Source organism: uncultured Roseobacter sp., assembly GCF_947495275.1.
Taxonomy (GTDB): Bacteria; Pseudomonadota; Alphaproteobacteria; order Rhodobacterales; family Rhodobacteraceae; genus Roseobacter.
On the sequence record NZ_CANLYL010000002.1, the window covers coordinates 37,273 to 54,449 of the forward strand.

The 17,177-nt window shown below is 57.3% G+C and carries 13 protein-coding genes; 1 reads left to right on the forward strand and 12 read right to left on the reverse strand.

Annotation, left to right across the window (positions count from 1 at the left end):
• Positions 1-1,714: 1,714 nt before the first annotated feature.
• The 8 genes from Q0802_RS03555 to Q0802_RS03590 all read right to left on the reverse strand — a co-directional run bounded on the left by Q0802_RS03555 (position 1,715) and on the right by Q0802_RS03590 (position 8,490).
• Positions 1,715-1,831 (reverse strand): entericidin A/B family lipoprotein, encoded by a 117-nt coding sequence (locus tag Q0802_RS03555; RefSeq protein ID WP_298913692.1) that lies wholly within the window; start codon positions 1,829-1,831, stop codon positions 1,715-1,717.
• 197 nt (positions 1,832-2,028) lie between these two features.
• On the reverse strand, positions 2,029-2,508 hold the full coding sequence (locus Q0802_RS03560) for a class I SAM-dependent methyltransferase (protein ID WP_298913695.1): 480 nt from the start codon (positions 2,506-2,508) through the stop codon (positions 2,029-2,031).
• Positions 2,505-3,266: a polysaccharide deacetylase family protein gene (locus Q0802_RS03565; RefSeq protein WP_298913698.1), complete on the reverse strand. Its 762-nt coding sequence runs from the start codon at positions 3,264-3,266 to the stop codon at positions 2,505-2,507. The genes Q0802_RS03560 and Q0802_RS03565 overlap by 4 nt, the downstream gene beginning before the upstream one ends.
• Positions 3,263-4,402, reverse strand: coding sequence for a glycosyltransferase (locus tag Q0802_RS03570; protein WP_298913701.1), 1,140 nt, complete (start codon positions 4,400-4,402; stop codon positions 3,263-3,265). The genes Q0802_RS03565 and Q0802_RS03570 overlap by 4 nt, the downstream gene beginning before the upstream one ends.
• Entirely contained in the window at positions 4,399-4,983 is a 585-nt protein-coding gene (locus Q0802_RS03575) for a histidine phosphatase family protein (RefSeq protein WP_298913704.1), read from the reverse strand. Before Q0802_RS03575 ends, Q0802_RS03570 begins: the two co-directional genes overlap by 4 nt.
• The gene (locus Q0802_RS03580; protein WP_298913706.1) at positions 4,980-6,053 is read right to left on the reverse strand and encodes a glycosyltransferase family 4 protein; all 1,074 of its coding nucleotides are present in this window, start codon (positions 6,051-6,053) and stop codon (positions 4,980-4,982) included. The genes Q0802_RS03575 and Q0802_RS03580 overlap by 4 nt, the downstream gene beginning before the upstream one ends.
• A complete protein-coding gene (locus Q0802_RS03585; protein WP_298913709.1) occupies positions 6,050-7,297 on the reverse strand; it encodes a glycosyltransferase family 4 protein in 1,248 nt (415 codons plus the stop codon). The genes Q0802_RS03580 and Q0802_RS03585 overlap by 4 nt, the downstream gene beginning before the upstream one ends.
• Positions 7,294-8,490, reverse strand: coding sequence for a glycosyltransferase (locus tag Q0802_RS03590; protein ID WP_298913712.1), 1,197 nt, complete (start codon positions 8,488-8,490; stop codon positions 7,294-7,296). Before Q0802_RS03590 ends, Q0802_RS03585 begins: the two co-directional genes overlap by 4 nt.
• A gap of 316 nt (positions 8,491-8,806) precedes the next feature.
• On the opposite strand from Q0802_RS03590, the gene Q0802_RS03595 reads away from it, so the two are divergent.
• Positions 8,807-11,167 carry a mechanosensitive ion channel family protein gene (locus Q0802_RS03595; protein ID WP_298913714.1) on the forward strand — a complete coding sequence of 787 codons (2,361 nt, stop codon included), beginning with the start codon at positions 8,807-8,809 and terminating at the stop codon, positions 11,165-11,167.
• Positions 11,168-11,170: 3 nt separating this feature from the next.
• On the opposite strand, the gene Q0802_RS03600 is transcribed toward Q0802_RS03595, so the two are convergent.
• The 4 genes from Q0802_RS03600 to Q0802_RS03615 are packed head-to-tail and all read right to left on the reverse strand — an operon-like array spanning position 11,171 to position 17,031.
• Positions 11,171-12,325, reverse strand: coding sequence for an ABC transporter permease (locus Q0802_RS03600; protein ID WP_298913717.1), 1,155 nt, complete (start codon positions 12,323-12,325; stop codon positions 11,171-11,173).
• On the reverse strand, positions 12,322-13,350 hold the full coding sequence (locus Q0802_RS03605; RefSeq protein ID WP_298913720.1) for an ABC transporter permease: 1,029 nt from the start codon (positions 13,348-13,350) through the stop codon (positions 12,322-12,324). The genes Q0802_RS03600 and Q0802_RS03605 overlap by 4 nt, the downstream gene beginning before the upstream one ends.
• The gene (locus Q0802_RS03610) at positions 13,347-15,269 is read right to left on the reverse strand and encodes an ABC transporter substrate-binding protein (protein WP_298913722.1); all 1,923 of its coding nucleotides are present in this window, start codon (positions 15,267-15,269) and stop codon (positions 13,347-13,349) included. The genes Q0802_RS03605 and Q0802_RS03610 overlap by 4 nt, the downstream gene beginning before the upstream one ends.
• Entirely contained in the window at positions 15,262-17,031 is a 1,770-nt protein-coding gene (locus tag Q0802_RS03615) for an ABC transporter ATP-binding protein (protein WP_298913727.1), read from the reverse strand. Before Q0802_RS03615 ends, Q0802_RS03610 begins: the two co-directional genes overlap by 8 nt.
• Between the last annotated feature and the right edge of the window lie 146 nt (positions 17,032-17,177).

Below are 17,177 nucleotides of genomic sequence, written 5' to 3' on the forward strand. Positions count from 1 at the left end.
ATAGTTGATTTCACGTTTGCTCCCATGGAGTTGAGCAATGGTGACGCTAGCGCCAGAGCTGAGACGGTATAAGACGTTACAACATTTAAAAGACAAGCCTTAGGTACCTGTTCGCTCATAACCCTCAAATCACTTGACTGTGTTCAATCTCAGTTAATCTAAAGTAGATGGCAGCGATTTTAAATGTAAATTTCTTCAAAGACATTTTGAAAATGTTGAAAATTTAAAAGTCCTGCTCCAGATCGATTTTCGAAGAAGATCGAAAGCGACAATACATATTCAAAGAATGTGCCGCGCCCGAAGCGCCCCCACGGGGCGGGCGCTTCGCTTCCCACCCCTCGGTTCGGACGCGCCGCGTAATTCGACACACATCGCCAAACATCAAAAGCGCCTCTCTCCCGGGGCTCCGCCCGTTGTCACCTCAATTGATCCCCCGGATCAATTGCCGGGCTATGCCCGGTCCGGTGCCAACCCCCTCGGTTCGGGTCAGCCTGCGCGGAACGCGCGGGCGTCACCGACAGAGCGTTGGCAGGGCCAACGCGGAGTCGGCGCGGTGCATCAATGAACCCTTCCGTCAGCTTCCCCGGCGAATTTCTTGCGAAATCCGCGTTCGACACTTCGAACAGTCCCCCGGACTGTTCAATCCGGCTCCGCCGGACCGTGTCTCACCCCCAACCAAAATATGACTCAGTGTCATACGCGCTGTGCACAGCCTGTGCACGCAAGTCATACCGTCAAAATCATCGAATGTGACCCCAATCCAAAACAAGTGGGCACAGTCTTTACCCGGGGCCCCATCCGCATTTTACGCCTCCTCCATGGGCGCGGAATCACGTCTAATTGCGATAGAAAATCCCTCGAAATATCTACACACATGAAATGTATTTCCGCGCGATTTTCAATCGTGTAACCAGGCCGAAAACCAGAGGAAATTTGACTTATCCACCGATTACCCACAGGGAAAACACAAGCAAATTCAATGTGTTATCCACAAGAAATTTCACGATTCCTTCATTTTTCTGTTGCGCGACTCAGGTTGAAAGCGCAACCTGTAGTTACCGCAACGGAGTTCACTGAACGAAGGAGCGGACGCAAAGGCCCCTCAGGGTGGCGGGCGAGATGGGATAGGCGCTTCGGCGTCAGGCCTAAATCGTTCAAAATCAGGAGGATACAGGCCAGATCGTGTGGGCTCGAAAGAGCCGTGACGAAGGTCTGAATTGGCTGAAGTAGGTCTTACCCGAAGGGTCCGTAAGGGCTTGAAAGGACGGCAGATTTCGGTTGGGTTGAGTGGGGAACGGTTGGTTTTCGGATCGACGGTTTCGGCTGGGAGGGGTAACGCTCTCAAGCAAGCTGGGCCAAATGTCGCCCTCTGGGGGGATGATGAGGTTCAAGAAGGCGTCAGGATGTGCCGCAAGGCATGGAAAGGACTTCGGTTCGATCCCCTGGCGCCTTTCGCTTTTTTCAGAACGTTTCAAACCAACGATGATCGCGCCCGAGCGCCCTTTGTGCTAGGTGGCAAAGCTCCGGATTGCGCTCGATCATGTGGTTCATTGATCCGCTTCAGATCGGGTAACCCTAATTTGACATATATTCCGGTGTACGGCCTGTGCACAGGTCGTGCATGTCTGTCACAGGCGGAAACGTGAAAGCCCGGCCCCTTCAAGGGCCGGGCCAAAGGGGGGCTTAGCTCCGGTTCGTCCAAAGCGGCAGCCAATCAGATCGCGTCGTCCAGCGCTTGCCCCGCATTTTGGACGTCACGGCCCACACCTTTGGTCGTCTCACACGCAGCAAGAGCCAGAATGGTTGTTAGGGCAAGAGCAAGTCTGATCATCAGGAAAGTCCTTTGTTGAGGTATGTTTGCAAGATGAATATACCGCATTCCGCACTCAGTTCACGCGAAAAATCGGATCACATTCCGGCTTGGATGTCTCGGAGCTCTGCTGGCTTAACCATAGACCCCTCAAGTGGCTCGCCAGGGCGTTGGATTTCCCATCCACCGTTTGTTATTGCGCCCGACAGCCATTCTTTTCAAGGTGCGCGAAAGAAGAGGTACCTTTCAGGGTCAATCGTATCCGGGCCCGAAATCTTGGTAAATCCGGTCAGGGGTTGCTGGCTGACCAGCAATCCACCTGAAACCATCAGTGGCGCGATCAGAGGCGACAGGCGAGCTCCCTCTTTCACATCCAGGTCCTTGATTCCAAAGCCAAAATCGTAATGGGCAAGAGCGAATTTCTGACCCCTGCGGGCCAGTTCCTGCAACATGTCATCAGCTTCCCCCAAAAGAAAATTCTCTTCGGGCGGCACGCAGGACGGATGGGGTTGCAGGACGCGGTCGATGACCCAGATGCGCCGGGTGGGCAGTTGTTGCCTGAGATGATCGTAAGTGCGGCCATTCCCAAGGCCCAATTCCAGAACATCTCCGCCAATATCTCCAATGGCTTCAGCAGCCCAATTGAGGCCGTCGATTTGCGCAGACAGCCTGCGACGCATGGATTCCAGTCGGCTCATGGGATTTCCTCAATGGATGTGGAGAGAGATTTTTCATATCCGCCACCGCTGAGCAATTCGCTTAGAAACATCCGCGAAAACTCCCAGATTTCAGGTGTGTGTACTAAATGATGCGTCAGATAACCCATTGGTTCGGTGGCATCGGACTTTCCCTCAGTGCGGTTAGATAGGTTCTGACAGGTTCTGGCGATGAGGACTTCCGGGTCGACCAGGCCACGGGTTCCACGCCAGGCGATGGGATCGACATGTGTGTTTATCGTGATCAAACTGTGTGCCGAACTCACGGTCTCTCTTGGCGAAAAAGTGGATACGACCTTGTAGCCAACATCGGCCAGAGGCTTGTGATAGGCGTCACTCAAACGGTTCCATGGCGCCACGAATGCGGGAATGAAACGCTTTCCAAAAAGCTGGCGCATCTGCGAAAAACCACGCTCTAGGTCAAAACTCGCATCAACCCGAAAGTGGCCAAACTCTGCTTTCTTCTCACCTTCAGGAGCTTGGTTCTGGTGCCGCCATCCATGGGCGACTGGAAGAACATAGGGCAGGGGGGCGATGGCGGCGGCAAGTGTCGGTTCCGCAAGCCCGGGAATAACCGCAAGATGGACAGGCATGCGGAGTTCTTCTGACAGTCTACAAAGCTGCTCGAATTCAGGGGTGGCCCTGACTGCGTCATCATCACGCCACCAGATCGGAAGTGCCACATCAGCGGCGCGCAGCCGGGCCAACTCCCGGCGCAAAGGGCTCCAATCGACTTTCACTTTATGCGCTCCGCGAGTGCCTCGATGATCCTGACCGAATGGCCGGCGCCTTCGAAATTCGTGGCTTGAACGCTTCGTCGAGGTGAGGAGCGGACCAGGTCCAGGCTCTTCAGCAAACTGGTGGGGGTCACGTCGGAACTACGCAAGAGTGCGATACCCGGAAGCAAGGCAAGTGCCTCGGCGCGCAAGGTCTGCTCGACCTCTCCACCCGCATCAAAGGGGATGAAAACGGCGGGTGTTCCCGCCTGCAATATGTCAAGCGCCGTGTTGTAGCCGCACATTGAGACCGATGCTTCGGCATGGCGAAGCATTTGACGAAAATCAGCGCGTGCGGGCTCAACAATCACGTTTGATGTCGCTTCAGAGTGTAGTTGATGCACCAGTTCCTGCGCATGTTGGCCGCCCACGAGAATTCGCCAGTGCCACTCCGGGCGGGCGGCGGCGGCGTTTACTACCTGCCGGAACAACTCTGCGCCAACATCGCCGCCACCTGCGCTGACCAGAATTTCGCCTGTACCGGCCTCGGTCGGGTGATCACGGGGTGCCTCGGCGGCTACGAACCCTGTATAGTGCAGGTATGGTTCGAGCTTTGATGTGACCGGCCAGCTGGCCTCCAACGGAGTGATCTGGCGGTCTGAATGCACCAAAACGGCGTCGTAGAAGGTTTGGACCATATCTTCGGTAGCAATTGCTTTCGCGGGCTTTGAGGGCGGCGCGAGGATGTCACGGATTGATGCACAGATCAGCGGTCGTATGGGTCGTTCACGCGCTTCGGTAAGCATTGCTACGAACTCATCGCGCAGAACGCGCCGCCCGAATGGGAAAAGTTCGGTGATGATGACGTCGGGTTGAACCTCAAGCACGTTGGCAAGCAAACTGTCTTGTCGCGCCTTCAGGTATTGAGGGCTGGCAATCCGGTTTTCAGCATCGAGTAGTTTCGTGAAATTTACTCCATCAGACCGCAGCGGCGGCAGTTGCATGAAGGTGATCTGGGAACAGTTCAGATGTGCTGCCGGCATACCCCCAGATACCACCCAAACGGCGTGACCAGCCTTTTTGAAGGCGCGCGCAAGCGTCAGCGCCCGCGCAAGGTGACCGGTTCCAAGCAGGTGGGTGACAACAATCATGACTTTCATGAACTGTGCGCCTCCAACTTCAGAGGAGAGGGTTGCAGCGCCCAACTGTCCGCTTCAATGCCAAGCACATAGAGCCGGTTGCGCTTGATCTGAAAAGGCGCGGGGCCGTCAAAATCCCAACCGCTTGCATGCGCGAGCAAGACCCGCATCACCCCGATGTGGCAAACCGCAACTGTATCGCTGGCAAGGGCATGAACCCACGGAACGAGACGTTCTCTGAGATCGGCCGGGCTTTCGCCATTGGGCGGGCAATAGGACCAACCCCATTGCTCAATATCCCTGAAACCCGACGCGGGATCAGTTTGCAGGTCGATGCCACGTTTGCCTTCCCACTCTCCCCAATTCATCTCCATCAGGGCGGGCTCTGTCCGTGGTGCCCGCCCGGAAATCAGACGGGCAGTTTCGCGCGCTCTTTCCAGTGGGCTGGCACATAGCTGAGCGTTGCGCCATGGCGCGGGCAAGACCAGTTTTGAAAGTTGCGCTACTGCATCGGAATCCAGCGGTACGTCCGTTCGCCCCTGTATCCGGCCTTGGCGGTTCCAGGAGGTATGTCCATGTCGAAGCAAAGCCAATCGGATCATGGGGCCAGCTCCGCGATGGTTTGGCAAAGAACACGGCTGGCTGCGGGCATCAAGTGATGATCTGCGACGTATTTGCGCGCTGCTTGTCCGCGCGCAATACGCGCGCCGCTGTCTCCAAGCAGAGCGTCCAAGTCCCGGGCCAGTGCCTCGGGGCCGCGCTCGGGCTCGGGATAGACACCCGGAGCCAGCACATCACAAACCCCGGGCCGTCGTTGCGCCACCACGGGCAAAGCGGCGGCCTGGGCCTCAAGATAGGTCATGCCGAATGCTTCATTCACGCCGGGCCAAAACAACAGGCTGGCCTCGGAATAGAGCTTCTGCATGTCGCTTTCATCCAGCGACCCGCGCAAATCGACGCGATCTCCAAACTCCTGCATCATGGAGGCCACAGCATCAAGGGCCGGCCCATTGCCGGCGATAACAAGATGCCATTCCGGGGTTTCCAGCAATTTGAGCGCATCAGCGATCAACTGGTAGGACGCGAATTTATCGCCATGCCGCAACATGCCCACGCTCAGCATCGGTCCGAAACCGGAACTTGCGGGCGGCAGTTCTACGCGTGGCAGGAAAGGGCGCAGGTGCTTGATCTGTTGATGTGATGGCCCATAGGCGTGCAGGGCTTCCGCGTCCCTTTCCGTCAGATGAAAAATGACCTGAGCTGCATCGCTGGCGGCTTCGGCGGCTTGGGCGAAATGAGCCCATGGTCCCTTGAGGCGTTTGCGCGCGCGGGTAGCTTCGATCTGAACATACGGCAGGTTCAGGGCCGCCGAAACCGTCGGGCCGACGAGGTCGGGCGCTTTGTAATAGCTGTGATAGGTCACCCATACCTGCCAGTCAGCCCGGCGCCCCTGATCAATCAAACGGTTGATCTCGGCATCAGCCTGTTCAAAAAGCCGCGCCTGGACTTCTTCGTCTCCGGCTTTGTCCCGCGTTTGCAGTGTGGAGACGACTTCAGCTGTCACACCGCCGTAATCAAGCGCTTTCAGGAGCGCGCGCGCCATGGCTCTGTCACCTGATGGCACCGGGTGCGTGGGTGGCTTCATCGGGGCATAAAAGGCAATCTTTTTCACGAGGGCAGGTCCATCATCTGCCTGAGCCGCTTTGCCAGATGTGCAATCCCCGGGGCCATCTGGAAGTCGGACATCAGCCGCTCAAAGGCTGCTTTGGCCATCTTTTCCCCCAGCGCGGGGTCAGCCGCCAGACGCTGAACTTCACTTGCGATACTCTGCGGCGCGTCATCCGTCAGAAGACCGTGAATGCCATTGTCGATAAACTCCGGAATAGCAGATACCGGAGTCGACAGGATTGGCAGTTTCTGGCTGGCCGCTTCCATCAGCACGTTGGGCAGCCCGTCTCTGTCACCGTCCTCTGCGACCCTGCTCGGCAGGACAAACAGATCGGCGGCGCGCATTTCTGCAATCACCTCGGGCTGATCGCAGGCACCGCGCCAGGTGATGCGATCTGCGACCCCGTGTTCAAGGGCCAACCGCTGCAACTCTTCCTTGAGCGCACCACCACCGATATGGGTCCAATGCCAATCCAGCGATTTCGGCAGCTGGGCCAATGCATGGATCAGCCGGTCAAATCCCTTCTTCTCCACCAGACGTCCAACAGACATCAGGGCCATGGGCTCGTCCGGTTTGCGCCTCTTTTTCTCTGGCGGAGGTGGAAAACGTTCCAGGTCAAGCCCATGGTACACGAGATCCACACGGTCCTCGCGATCCGCCAACGAATTCAGATGCTCAGCGCCAAAAGCTGTGCACGTGGCCCCGAATTCGGCACCATGGCTGTCAGCGGCAAGTTTTTCGCGCAACTCCCACTCTGGCGATGTCCAGATGTCCTTGGCATGCGCGGAGAAGGACCAGGGAATGCCTCTCAGCATCGCTGCATAGCGGGCAACCGATGAAGGGGTGTGCAGAAAATGAGCATAGAGACCCAGCGTCGCGTCGGGCAATTCGCGCGCCAGAACGCAGGCTTGCCCAAATCGCCTTAGCCGGTTTGGCGTCCGCTCCCGCGCATAATCCGCACGGATCATACGCCATGTTTTCGCAAAACCAGGTTGCGTCACCGCATTGATGAAACCTCTGGCGACGCGCAGCGGTTCGTCCCGCAGATATTCGGGCAAATAGTGAACGGCGGCTTGCAGGCGATCATGCAACGGATGAGTTTTCTTGTCTGTTGGGTGTCGCAAGGACCAGATTTCGAAATCAATACCAGCGGCTTCGAGTGCCACCAATTCCTGGGCGATGAATGTCTCCGACAGCCGCGGCCATCCTTTGACAACAACGGCAAGTCGCGCAGTCTCCGACGTCATCGCGCCGCCATGAGGGCCGTCGCGCGATCGACTACCACATCGAGACCGTCCAAAAGGCCGTCCGCGCCGGCCTGAGACGGCTTTTGCTGGCTCGGCAAGGCGCGAATAAACTTGACCATCGTCTGCGGGTTCATACCGTCGCGTTTTTCGTCCAGCATGCGGACGAGGCCAAGCTCTTCGGCGCGTGACGCCCGTATCCACTGTTCCAGGCGCGGCACGGTGCGCGGGACGATCACCGCGCGTTTGTCGAAAGACAACACCTCGCAGAACGTGTTGTAGCCGCCCATTGAGATGACACCTTCAGCTCCGGCGAAAAGGGCTTCGATGCGGGCGTCAAACCCCAAGGCGGTAACGCGCCCGTTCAACCTGGCCACCCGCGCATCGAAGGCGTCCCGCACGTCGCCGGAAAGAAATGGCCCATAAACCAGCACAGCGTGCGGGGTGAGTGTCGGGTCCGTTTCGTAAGCTTCCAGAACAAGGCTGACCATTGCCTGACCGTCCCCGCCGCCACCTGGCGTGATCAACACATATGGCACGTCCGGGGTCTCTGCCGCGTCGGTGACCTCCCGTCGCAGATAACCTGTCCAATGAATGCGTTTGCGGGTGTCATCTGACAGCGGCAATCCTTGGGTCGGGTCATAGACCGACCGGGGGCCATAGACCCAGATTTCATCGTAAAAGCGCTCTGTCGCGTCCACGGCGCCTTTTCGTTCCCATTCCGCCGCCAAAACGGCCGGTTCGTCCAGAACGTCCCGCAATCCCAAAACACAACGGGCGGATTTACGTTTGGCCATCCATTCCAGTGTTGGCAGCAATTCTCCGCGAAAGCCGGTGGGTTCCTTGTCTACCACCAGAAGGTCCGGGTCGTATTGTTCGACGGCCGTCTGTATCAGACCGGACCGCAGCGCCGTTGTCTCGTCGATGTCAAGACCCAGGGTCTGGCTGACATATGACCCGTCGGGCAATTTAGTGACACCAGGCAAGCGGACGTGATCGACGCGCTCGGGAAAAGTGAAGCGCCCGGCAACCGGGGATCCGGTCAGGATGATCGCCGAAGCACTTGGATCGGATGCGGTCAGCGCAGAGGCCAGCGCGCGCGATCTGCGCAAATGACCCAGGCCAAAGGTGTCGTGGCTGTAAAGCATGACACGTACAGAGCGCTCAGAAGCGCCAACTTGAGCTGTTCGTATCATCTCTTCCACCGTACCCGTTCGATCAGACACATTCATGACATCACACTCATCCACGTGTCTGCGCGGGTGGCGTACACCCTGGAGAGCCGTTTCCGCAATACGTAAGACCCTGCTATCAGCGGCAATTTCGGGCGCATAGGCCAGTCCTTGTGTCTTTTTACAGGGTCTCGCCCATCCTTTCATTCTTCTTTGGCACAAAAGTTAATGAGGTGCAAAACACGACTGATCGCCGGAGTTTCAACTGATGTGCAATTGCAATGGTATGCCGCGTCCCATACCGTCGCCTAAATTGATTACTTCTACGGATCGTCTCTATATGCGCGCTCTCTGGTTTGCTTTGTGGTTTTTTGCCACCGTAACCTTTGCCATCGGCCAGCCCACCCCTGGCCAGACCCAAGGCTTGGGTTCGCTTGCTGGCCTCGGCGTAAGTCAGAGCAGCGAAGAAACAGACCAGATATCCGAAATCATGCGGCAGGCGGCGGAGAATGGCGTGGGTGTCGTGGTCATAGACCAAAATGGTCAGCTGCTGACATCACCTGTCGCGAGCGATCCCGCCACCGAAGAACATGCGGACGGTTCAAGCCTGATGAAGGCGCAGGATGCGGTGGTCAATTTCCGGTCGGTGCTGATCGAACGCATTCTCGACCTTCCAAATGCGTTCAACGAAGTACTCTACATCCTGCGTGCCACCAGCCCTGACGGCACCATCAAGGCGTTTTTCGACGCACTGTGGATTTCGCTGCTGCTATTCGCCGTGGGCATGGTTTTCGAAGCGCAGGTTTACGGCAAACGGATCGTCAAGAACTTCGTGGTGTCCCGCATCAGGGAAAAGCCCGAAGGCTATGCTGAAAAGATGCCATTCCTGGTGTTTCGTTTCTTTATGGGCGTTCTGGGCATCATCGTCTCGATGGTGGTTGCCTATATTCTGGGGGCGATCATCTTTGGGCCGCTCGAAGACAAGGCGATGCAATTCACCGTCAGTGTGATCAACACCGCATATTTCATGTGCCGGTTGGTCGCGAACCTCTGGCGCATGGTTTTGTCTCCCTTCCTGGATCAATATCGTATTCCGGTGCTGGAAACGCGTGATGCGCGGCGTCTCTATAATTGGCTTTGGGTGCTTGGGACGGTTGACATCACGGCCATTCTCTTTGGCGTTTGGATTGGTGAGTTAGGGCTGAACTACGATGTCTACGCCTTCCTGTCGTCCTTGATGTCGGCGCTGGTGGTGATGCTGAACATCCTGATGGTTCTGGTCAACAGACGTGCAATTTCGAATGCAATGCGTCAGGGCAAACCGGCGGCTGAATTGAGTTGGGCCGTCAAGATACTGACGGCCCTATGGGCGCCCCTCGTCATTGGATATGTGATCTTCGCCTGGCTGGAACTGACTTATGATCTGGTTCTGGGTAACCCCTCGTCGATCCCGCTGATTGGCGGTGCATATGCAATCCTGATGTCGATTATCGTGGTCTACGGCGTCATCAATTTCGTCATTGAACGCAGCTTCCAACGTGCCCGGGCGCTGCGCGAAATGAACGAAACCCGAATGGACGGAGAAAGCGAGGAAGAAGAGAACGACCCGGATGCCGAGGCGCAACAGATCGACGCGCTGCCGCGACGACACCCTTTGGGGACGTTCGAGGCTCTGGCCCGCCGCGTTGCCGGGATACTCGCTTTTGTCGCGGGCACCTACGCGTTCTTTTACATCTGGGACAACAACTCCGCCCAGATGGTTGAAGGTTTCGCGACGCAGTTGTTGGACATCATGGTCATCATCTTCATTGGCTACATCGTTTTCCACATCTTCCGCATCTGGATCGACAACAAGATACTCGAAGAGCAAGGCGACATGGTTGAAGGTGAGCTGGGAGACGAAGGCGGAGGTTCAAGCGCCAGCCGTCTGGCGACCCTGCTGCCGCTCTTTCGCAACTTCATCCTGATCGTCGTGCTGGTGACCATCACGCTGATTATCCTGCTGGAACTGGGCGTCAATGTCGGACCTCTGTTTGCCGGTGCCGGTGTGGTTGGTGTGGCCGTTGGTTTCGGCTCGCAGGCGCTGGTACGGGACATCTTCTCAGGTGGGTTCTTTCTGTTTGACGATGCGTTCCGCAAAGGCGAATACCTCGATATCGGCGGTGTCAAAGGCACCGTGGAAAAAATCTCGGTCCGGTCCTTTCAGTTGCGGCACCACTTGGGCGCTTTGCACACGATACCTTTCGGCGAAATTCAGGTGATGACCAATTATTCGCGTGACTGGGTGATCATGAAATTGCCCCTGCGCGTTACTTACGACACGGATGTGGAAAGGGTGCGCAAGCTGATCAAGAACCTTGGGGTCGCGCTGCTGGATGACCCGGTGATCGGCGATAATTTCATCCAGCCGCTGAAGTCGCAAGGGGTGATCGAAATGCAGGACTCCGCGATGATCATCCGCGTTAAATTCATGACCAAACCCGGGGATCAGTGGCTGGTGCGCAAGAAAGTCTACGAAGAAATCCGCGCATTGTTCGAGCGCGAAGGGGTCCGGTTCGCCCATAAGGAAGTCACGGTGCGACTTGCCGATGGCAAGGTCGATGAACTTTCCGAGGAGGACAAGAAGACGATCACGGCCGCCGCGCAGGCGCAGATCGAAGAGGAACTGCTGGACGGCGATGACTTTGGTGATGATCGTTAGAGGTCAGCTCTTGTACGGATCCAGTGAGGCGCGCAGGCCGTCGCCAAGGAAGTTGAAGGCCAGGACCACGAAGATGATGGGAAGCATGGGGATGGCCGTCCATGGGTAGATCTCGATAGAGGCGAGGTTTTGCGCATCGTTGAGCATGACGCCCCAGCTCACCGCAGGGGCGCGCAGGCCCAGACCCAGAAAGCTCAATGCGGTCTCACCAAGGATCATTGCCGGGATCGACAGGGTTGCCGAAGCGATCAGGTGAGACATGAAGTTGGGTAAGAGATGGCGTCGGATCACGCGGCCCGGTTTGGCGCCCATCATTTCAGCGGCGCGGACGTATTCTTCTTCTCTGAGCGACAAGAATTTACTTCGAACCGCTCGCGCGAGGCCCGGCCAGTCCAGAATGCCCAGGATGATCGAAATGATGAAGAAGACGGCCACCGGCCCCCAGTTCGAGGGTACAGCAGCGGACAAGGCCAGCCACAGCGGCAACTCGGGTAGCGAGCGCAGGATTTCGATGGCCCGGTTGATCAGCCAATCTGTTTTGCCGCCAAAATACCCTGCGATGGAGCCAAAGAAGATGCCGAGGGCGAAGGAGACAGTGATGCCGATCAACCCCACCGTCAGCGACAGCTGCGCGCCGTAAAGAATGCGGCTGAAGACGTCGCGGCCCAGCCGATCTGAACCCCAGAGGAAGATGGTGGCCCCTTCCGGCGCGCAGAACAGATGAGTGTCCGACCGGATGAACCCAAAGAGATTGTAGGTCGCCCCCTCACAGAAGAACTGCAAAGGCATCGGGCGGGTTTCATCGGTCTCGTAGGTCCAACGGTAGTTGACGAGGTCAGCGGTCGCTGTGGTCGGATAGACGAAGGGCCCGATAAACTCACCTTCATGCCAGAAATTCACCGATTGTGGGGGCGCATAGAGATAGTCAGCGCTGCGTTCATTGGGCGTGTAGGGGGCTATGAACCCGGCAACGGGTAACATCAGATAGCTCAGCAGCAGAAAAATGCCCGAGATCAACCCCAGCTTGTGGCGTTTGAACTTGCGCCAGACCAGAACCCATGTTGAGGCGTCCATGTCCGAGCGTTCGGGCGCGCTGAGGTCGGTGCTGTCGGAATAAGGCGCATCGTCGACAAAGCGACCGTCTGGCAACTGCGTCATGATCCGCGTGCTCCGTACCGGATGCGTGGATCAAGCAGCACCAGCAGCAAATCCGAAATCATCGTTCCGATCAGGGTCAACAGCGCCACGAACATCAACACGAAGCCCGCCAGGAACTGGTCCTGGGATTTCAGCGCAGTCAGCAAGGACGGCCCGATGGTCTGTAGCCCCAGGACAACGGAGACCAGAACCGAGCCTGAGACCATCGCGGGCAGCAGATTGCCGATATCCGCGACGAAGGGATTGAACGCCATCCGCAGCGGGTATTTTGCCAGCAGCTTTGAGGGGGCGAGGCCTTTGGCCTTGGCGGTTTCAACGTAGGGTTTTGACAGTTCGTCCAGCATGTTGGCCCGCAGGCGCTGCATCATGGCGGCCGCCCCCGAGGTGCCGATCACGAAGGTTGGCACAATCAGATGCACGAGAATGGACTTCACCTTGTCGAAGGACATCGGCTCGCCTTCGAATTCAGGTGACATCAGTCCGCCAATCGGCAAATCGAAATACTTGTTTCCATAGTAAAACAGCATCAGGGCAAGCAGGAAATTGGGTGTGGCCAGACCCAGATAGCCGACGAAGGCGGCTGTGTAGTCAATCCATGTCTCGGATTTCGCGGCGGCGATGACACCCAAGGGTAGCGCCACCAGATACACAAACAGCACTGCGGCAAGGTTGACGAGTACGGTCAGCCAGAGGGCGTCACCTACGATCTCTGAGACGGGGCGATCGAACTCAAAAGACCAGCCGAAATTGCCCTGAATGAGCCCGTACCAGCCCTGCGGGCCCGGTGCCATGCCGACCCATATGAGGTACTGTTCCCAGATCGGTCGGTCGAGCGCATATTCGGTGCGCAGGAATTCCGCCTTGGCGACGCCCTCAGCCTGCCCGGTGGCGCGCAGTTCCGCGATCTGATTGCTGAGGTAGTCGCCCGGAGGCAGGTTGATGATCACGAAAATCATGATCGAGACAACCCACAGGGTGAGTAGCATCGTGATGAACCGGTAGATCGCGTATTTGAGAAACATCATTGGGTGAGCTGCTGGAATGGTTCATCGTAGTAGAATTCATCAATACGGTGAATTCCGAAATGCGCCCCGGGATCCCACGCCCATTTTGCCTCCTCTGGCACATTGCGCAGCCGTTCCGAAACCACCACAGGCTGTGGCGCTTCGGCAAGGATTCCGATGCCGAACTGATGATCCGCATGGATCGCAAGCATTTCGCGCCATATGGTGGCACGTTTGTCCGGATCATTGGTGTGATCCCATTCCCAACTGAGTGTCATCAGACGTTGGGCGGCGGGCATGTCCGGCGCTTCACCCAATTCCCCGCCAGTTTGGTAATACTGACCCCATTTGGGCCAGGCAAAGAATTCCTGATGCGTTGGAGCCAGATATTCAGGGGGCGTATAGGGTTGCGGAAGCCCATTGTCCCAGCCAAACCAGACGGCGGCCATCGACAGTCCTGAATAGACGCGGTTCCGAAGAATGTCGCGGTCCAGGGGGCGCATGATCAGTTTGATCCCGATTTCGCGCCAGGTGTCGGTGACGATGGCAAGCGCGTTTTCAACCTCCTGTCGCTCCCCGGCGGTCTCGATCACGAATTCCATCGGACGCCCGTCGGGCAGTTTACGAATGCCGTCCGGCGTGCGCTCGGTCAGCCCCATTTCATTGAGCAGGGCATTGGCCTTGGTCGGGTAGTAGATTGACCATGAGAAGAGGTTGGCAGGATCAAAGAACGGGCTTTTGGCAAGCGCGGTCATGCCGCCTTCCTTGGCGAGGCCAAAGTAGAGGGCCCGATTTATCATCCGCCGGTCGATGCCCAGACTGAGGGCACGGCGGAACCGGACATCCCGGATAACGTCGCGCCAGACGGGGTCTGCAAAATTGAGGTTTGGATAGATGGTGATCTGGTTGGCCGCCCCATTGGCCCACAGCAGCGTGCGATATCCCGCACCGTCGTTTTCGCCTTTTTTCAGGATGGAGATATCCGGAAAATCAAGCCCGCGCGCCTGCAGATCAACCTCGCCTGCATTGGCTTTTGCCGCGATCAGCCCACCTCCAACGATCGTCATTTCCACAACATCGATGTAGGGAAGCTGAACCCCGCGCGCATCAATGCGGTGATAATAGGGATTGCGCACAAAGAGATGCCGGCTGGATTTGCTGCCAGAGGCATTCAACCACGGCTGCAAGGTGGGCAAATCCGGATTGTCGAATTTATACATGTTGTCACGATCATTGTGCAGCGCGGCCCAGGCACGCACTCTGGCCTTTTTGATCTTTTTCTTCAGGATCTTGGCGTCGGTAAAATCGGCATGAAACTGTTTGAGGTAATGCGCCGGGCGATAGATGAAGAACGGGCTGGCCTGCGCCAGCAATTGCAGGAACTGCGGGTTCGGCGTCGGCCATTCTATGACCACGGTATGATTGTCCGGGAACGATACCTCGGCCAGAACGCCGTCGACAATCATGTTCTGTGGCGGACCCGACGGGTTAAGTTCCTTGTTCAGCGCCACGTGTTTCCAATAGTATTCAAAGTCCTTTGACGTAAAGGGATGCCCGTCCGACCACCGGTGACCCCGCCGCAGATGCAAAGTGAATTTACGTCCCTCAAAGACTTCAAGGTCTCTCAGGATGTCAGGATAGAGCTCGTAATTCTGGTCATATCCGATCAGCCGCGCGTAGCCATAAACCACCATCTGGCGCACGTCTTTTGACCGTGAAACGAGCGTACGCAGCGTGCCACCTTGCTCACCGAAACTGCGCCCCTTTGCTTCCAGATCGACAACAAGCGGGTCATCCGGCAACCGTTGCTCCACAGGTGGCAAGGCGCCGTTTTCAACCTCCATCTGCCAGAACGAACTTTCAGCAGGCGTTTGGGGGTCCGCCAACGCCGCGAGCGTGGACATTGCGAGCAGAGCAAATGCGGTGATTAGTCTAGACATGGCAACGCACCTTATGTCCGGGTTCGAGTTCTGTCAGCGCCGGCACGGCAATGCCCTCGAAACGGAATTGTTCAGGCCAGCTGGCGGGGGTTCCGGCCCCTTTGGCGACCAGGGTCAAATCGATGGGCCTGTTCACATCCGGTTCGGGCTGTGCGGCGATCAGGGCGCGCGTGTAAGGGTGGCGCGGGTTGTAAAACAGCGTGTCAGGAGGTGCCTGTTCCACGACCACGCCCTGACGCATGACCGCGACCTCATCGGCAATGCGTGCGACCACAGCCAGATCGTGACTGATGAAAAGATAACTTAGACCGGCCCGATCGCGGATATCTTCAAGAAGGGTCAGTATCTGTTCCTGGACGGAAACGTCGAGTGCTGAGGTCGGCTCATCGCACACAAGCAGCACAGGGTCGAGCGTCAGCGCCCGCGCAATCGACAGGCGCTGCCGCTGCCCACCGGAAAAGGCGTGTGGGAAACGACCCAGCATGGATGAATCCAACCCGACCAAGCGCAGCATCTCTGCTGCTTTCTCACGACGTTCGGCTTTTGTGCCGAGCTTGTGAATTTCCATGGGTTCGGTCAACGCCTGTTGCACGCGCATGCGGGGAGAAAGGGACGAATAGGGGTCTTGAAACACCATCTGCGCCTGGCGCTGAAATGCAATCCGCTCGGCTTGTGACATGGCGTTGATCTGCACAGGTGTCGCCCCGGCTGCGGGCCGAAACAGCACCTGTCCGCCGTCATCGGGCGTTTCAGCGCCCAGTGCAATCCGGGCGCAGGTTGTCTTGCCTGATCCGCTTTCACCGACAACAGCCAGTGTCTTGCCGCGTTGGAGAGATAAATCAACTTCGTGACAGGCCGTGACTGTCATCGGTTTGCTCCATCCGCCCGCGCGCATGGTATAGGTTTTCGACACATTGCGCAGATGCAGGATCAGATCATCATGTTTGCCCTCTCGGGCGGGGGCGGCGACCTCCGGTATCATGGGTGCTGCGGCGAAGAGCTTTTTGGTATAGCCATGCGCGGGGGCGCCCAGAACGGCGGCGGCAGGGCCACGCTCCATCACGCGCCCCTTGTTCATCACAACCACGGATTCCGCCATGTTGGCTACGACGCCAAGGTCGTGGGTCACCAGAATGACGGACATGCCAGTGTCTTTTTGCAAATCCTTGATCAGGCCCAGAACCTGCGCTTGTGTCGTGACATCGAGGGCCGTGGTCGGCTCGTCCGCGATCAGCAAATCGGGTTTCGCAACCATGGCCATGGCAATCATCGCCCGCTGGCGCATCCCGCCGGACATCTCAAAGGGATAGGACCGCCAGACACGGGCCGGGTCCGGAAACCCAACTCTCTCGAAGGTCTCAAGAACGGTTTTCTTGCAGTCTGCCGGGCGCATATTGCGATGAAGCCTGAGCACCTCAGACACCTGATCTCCCAAACGGTGCAGCGGGGACAGCGATCGCATGGGTTCCTGAAAGATCATTGAAATCTGGTCACCCCGAATGGAGCGCATGACACGCTCGCTGCGGTCGAGCAGATTGATGGCCTTGCCATTGCACTTGAAATTGATCGTTCCGCCATGAATGCGTGCCGTTTCCGGCAGGATACGCAGAACCGACCGGCAGGTGATTGTCTTGCCTGATCCGCTCTCGCCGACAAGAGCGAGGGTCTCGCCGGGCATAACCTGAAAACTGACGCCGCGCACCACCGGTTCTGACGGCCCAAAGCCAATGCTCAGATCTTGCACATCAAGCAATGGGGTCATCACGCTACAGTCACTTCCTTGCTACTCTTTTCGTCCCAAAAAGCCGCATGTTTGCGCAGACAGTCAACGCGATTTCTCCGCCCGCGTCCAGCGCACAGATACGTGATTATCTTTGTACTACCAATTTTCCCAAATTAGAGGCATTT